Source organism: Mesorhizobium sp. M2A.F.Ca.ET.042.01.1.1 (genome assembly GCF_003997405.1).
Taxonomy (GTDB): domain Bacteria; phylum Pseudomonadota; class Alphaproteobacteria; order Rhizobiales; family Rhizobiaceae; genus Mesorhizobium.
The window spans coordinates 1-3,159 of the sequence record NZ_RZRX01000425.1; the positions used below are offsets into that span (position 1 = coordinate 1).

The 3,159-nt window shown below is 68.0% G+C and carries 3 protein-coding genes; 2 read left to right on the forward strand and 1 reads right to left on the reverse strand.

Going from position 1 to position 3,159, the window contains the following annotated elements:
* Positions 1–775 (forward strand): septum site-determining protein MinD (gene minD, locus EOA23_RS33065; protein ID WP_127307152.1); only part of this gene is annotated, 775 nt, incomplete at its 5' end.
* Positions 772–1,044 (forward strand): cell division topological specificity factor MinE, encoded by a 273-nt coding sequence (gene minE / locus EOA23_RS33070; protein WP_042638296.1) that lies wholly within the window; start codon positions 772–774, stop codon positions 1,042–1,044. The genes minD and minE, both read left to right, overlap by 4 nt.
* A gap of 213 nt (positions 1,045–1,257) precedes the next feature.
* Here the strand turns inward: minE and EOA23_RS33075 are convergent, their stop codons facing one another.
* Positions 1,258–3,030: an ABC transporter ATP-binding protein gene (locus EOA23_RS33075; RefSeq protein ID WP_127307153.1), complete on the reverse strand. Its 1,773-nt coding sequence runs from the start codon at positions 3,028–3,030 to the stop codon at positions 1,258–1,260.
* Positions 3,031–3,159 lie beyond the last annotated feature (129 nt).

The window sequence follows — 3,159 nt, forward strand, 5'->3', positions numbered from 1 at the left end:
CGGCAAGACGACCTCGACGGCCGCGCTCGGCGCCCATGATAAGGTCGAGGTTGCGCAGGCCGACGTCGAAATCGACCAGCGCCACCTTCTTGCCGGTCTTGGCCACGGCGGCGCCGAGCGCCGCGTGGTGTTCGACCTCGTCAATGTCATCCAGGGCACCGCGAAGCTGTCGCAGGCGCTGATCCGCGACAAGCGGCTGGAGACGCTCTATCTGCTGCCGGCCTCGCAGACCCGCGACAAGGACGCGCTCACCGAAGAGGGCGTAGCGGAAGTCATCGCCCGGCTGCGCTCGGTGTTCGACTATGTCTTCTGCGACAGCCCGGCCGGCATCGAGCGTGGCGCTCAGCTTGCCATGCGCTTCGCCGACGAGGCGGTCATCGTCACCAACCCGGAAGTCTCGTCGGTGCGCGACTCGGACCGCATCATCGGCCTGCTCGACGCCCGCACCATGAAGGCCGAGCAGGGCGAGCTGGTGCAAAAACACGTGCTGGTCACGCGCTATGATGCGGCGCGCGCCGCGCGCGGCGAGATGCTGTCGATCGACGACGTGCTGGAGATCCTCTCCACGCCGCTGCTCGGCATCATCCCGGAAAGCCAGGATGTGCTGCGGGCCTCCAACCTCGGCTCGCCCGTCACGCTCTCGGAACCGCTCAATGGTGCCGCAAAGGCTTACCTCGAAGCGGCAAGGCGCCTGGAAGGCGAAGACCTGCCGGTGGTCGTCCCCTTCGAACGCAAGGGCTTCCTCGACCGGCTGCTCGGAAGGAGGGCCGCATGAGCATCCTCGACCTCTTCAAGCGGCGCACCAGCGCGCCGGTAGCGCGCGAGCGGCTGCAGCTGCTACTCGCCTATGAGCGCCAGAGCCGCGGCCAGCCCGACCTCGTCTCCATCCTGCGCGAGGAGATCATGGCGGTCATCGCCAAGCACGTGCAGATCGACCAGGACTACCTCCAGGTCTCGATGGACCGCGGCGCTACCATGTCGACGCTGGAGATCGACATCCAGATCCCCAACAAGAGCGCCGCGCCGTTGGCGATGGCGGGGTGAGGAACCCACTTCGGCAACGCTGACATTTGGCGAAAGCCACCGAGCGCGTAATCTCCCCCCTCGAGGGGGAGATGGCCGGCAGGCCAGAAGGGGTCGTCTCGCGTAGATCGCCGACCTCATCGCTCGCCACCCAGGGGGTTGGCGCTTCATGCGCGGCGACCCCCTCTGTCGCCTTCGGCGACATCTCCCCCTCGAGGGGGGAGATCCCAGCCCTCACTCCGGCTGGTACAACTCATCCATGCTGCGCGCCGCGAGTTCGGCGAAGGGCACCTGCTTCCTCACCCGTCCATGCTCCAGCATCACCAGGTCGTCGCAGAACGAGATCGTCGAGTGGTGGTGGCTGATGACGATCGTGGTGCGGCGGCCGGCGCGCGACTTCAGCGTTTCCACGATCGCCGCTTCCGAAAGCCCGTCGACAGCGTTGGTGGCCTCGTCGAGGATCAGGATGTCGGGGTCGCGCACCAGCGCGCGGGCGAGCGCGATGCGCTGCCTCTGGCCGGCCGACAGGTTGACGCCGCGATAGCCGACGACCGTCTGGTAGCCCTGCGGCAGTCGCTCGATGAACTCATGCGCCTCGGCGAGCGCGGCCGCACGGCGCGCTTCTTCCTCGCTCGCTGTGTCCTTGCCGTAGGTGATGTTGTCGAGGATGGTGCCGTCCACCAGCTCAAGCTCCTGGCTGGCCAGGGCGATATGCGCCCGCCATGCGACCGGATCGATCTCGCCGAGCGGCGCGCCGTCGACGAGGATGCGGCCGCCGTCCGGCTCGACGAAGCGGCAGAGCAGGTTGACGATGGTCGTCTTGCCGGCGCCGGAGCGGCCGATCAGCGCCGTCGAGCGACCGCTCCTTATGTCGAAGCTCGCCGCGTGCAGCACCGCCGCGCGCTGCTCCTCATTGGCATAGCTGAAGCTTACGCCCTCGAAGGCGATTTTTTCGCTTAAAGACGCGAACGGCCGGCCGCCTTGCGGCGCCGCCGGCTTGCCCTCGGGGTCGAGCAGCCAGGTCACTTCCTCCAGCGAGCCGGAAAGCCCCTGTAATTGGCTCCATGTCATCTGCAGGGCCCTGACATGCGGCTGCAGCCGGTAGAGCAGGATCAGGAAGGCGGCGACCATCGGGAAGCTCAGACCCGCCAGCCAGGCCCCGATCACCACCGCGAGGAAGAGCATGGCGTGCAGCACTTCGGTCAGCGGCGCCAGTGCGCCCTGGCGGTTGGAAAGCTGGAAGGCCGCCCGGCGCACGCCGTCCGACGCCGCCTCGAACGCCGCCTTCTCGCGCGCCTCCTGGCCGAAGATGCGGATCAGCCGGCCGGCATGGACCAGGTGCAGCATCCGCGAAGCCAAGGCGCTGTTGCGCGAGGCAACGCTTCGGCTCGGCTTTCTCAGATGCGCCGACAGCGCCATATGCGCGACCTGGACAAGCGCCAGCCCGAGCATCACCAGCAGCGTCATCTGCCAGGAGAGCAGCAGCAGGAAGACGAGCAGGATGATCGCGGCCGAGGCGCTGACGATCGAGCCCAGCATCGCCTGGATGGCGTCCGACGCCCGCCAGGATTCGCTGGAGATGATGTTGAGCAGCCGCCCGGGGCTCTCCTTCAGGAAGAAAGGATAGCCGATAGCGAGCAGCCGCTCGGCGAGCGCGCCGCGGATCGCCTGGCTGGCCTTGCCGTAGATATGGGCGGTGAGCACCGAATTGGCGAAGGCGAGCAGGTTCTTCAAGAGGATCGAGCCGAGGATCGCGGCCGCGATCGCGATCAGCCGCTCGCGCTCGCCGAGCCCGGCGCCGACCTTCTGCAGGAGGGCCGAGAAGCCCGCCATGCCGGCCGTGTCGCCATGCCCCATGATGATGCCGAGCAGCGGGATGATCAGCCCGATGCCGAAGCCTTCGAGGGCAGCACTCGCAAGCCCGAGCGCGACGACGATCGGCAGCAGGCCGAGCTGCCGGCGGCCGAGCGCCTGGTTGAGCATCGGCAGGGTCGGGCGCCGGCTCATCGCGCGCTGGCCTCCGCCCTGGCCTCGACGGTCTCGTGGCCCGACCGCGGCTGTCGACCCGGCCGCCTGACAAGCGCGAGAGCCATGAACTTCGCCGCGCCCACGAGGTTCATCAGAACGATCGGCCAG